At 70.4% G+C, this 714-nt stretch carries 2 protein-coding genes; both read left to right on the top strand.

All coding sequences use genetic code 11. The features are described from left to right. Window positions 1–288: LysR substrate-binding domain-containing protein (locus HUK84_RS21420; protein WP_246285821.1), on the top strand; the 288-nt coding region annotated here is incomplete at its 5' end. Window positions 289–460: 172 nt separating this feature from the next. Beyond that, the coding region (locus HUK84_RS22960; RefSeq protein WP_218064499.1) for a hypothetical protein at window positions 461–714 on the top strand (254 nt) is incomplete at its 3' end.

Genomic DNA, 714 nt, shown 5'->3' with positions numbered 1-714 from the left:
GTCAGCCCGGCGGCGCGGATGTGGCATGCGCATCTGGTCCTGGCGGCGGCGCGCGAGGGACAGGGCGTGGCGCTGGCCAACCCGTTTCTGATGGAAGACGACCTGCGCAACGGCACGCTGGTGCGGCTGGGGCCCGAGGGGGCGCCGTTTCCGGGGGTGGCGATCGGGGCCTATGCGCTGTTCGTGCCGGAAAACCGCTGGAACCGCCCGGCGCTGGTGCGGTTCCGCACCTGGCTGTCGCATATGGCCGAGGCGGTGCGGGCGGACGGGACGATGCCGGAGGGCTGACGCGGCGACCGGGAGAAATCTGTTGTCGGGAGGCAACAGCGGGCGGAAAGCGGGGGGATTTTTTTCGGCCGCTTGTTGAAACGTTATATCATACGGTTTAGGGAGATCGGGCGGAGGGGCGTCACACGCCCCCTTTTCCCTTTGCCTGCTTCACCGGACAGATAGAGTGCGCATGTTCCCGACCCGCCTCCCGACCCGTCGACCCGCCCGTCTTGCCTCGCTTGGCCTGTTGCTGTCGGGGGTGGCGCTGCCCGCCATGGCCGCCATGCCGCCAACCGGCCCGCAGCCCGCCCAGAGAGCCACGTCGAAGGCCGTGTCGAAAGCCACGTCGGAGGAGGCCACCCGGAAGGCGGGCCAGAAGGGTGGGCAGCAGGATGGGCAGAAGGGCGCACCGCCCGCCGCGACGGCGGAGGACGGGGCGGGGGG

Source organism: Nguyenibacter vanlangensis, from assembly GCF_013376155.1.
Taxonomy (GTDB): Bacteria; Pseudomonadota; Alphaproteobacteria; order Acetobacterales; family Acetobacteraceae; genus Gluconacetobacter; species Gluconacetobacter vanlangensis.
This window is presented reverse-complemented; position numbering and strand designations above follow the sequence as displayed.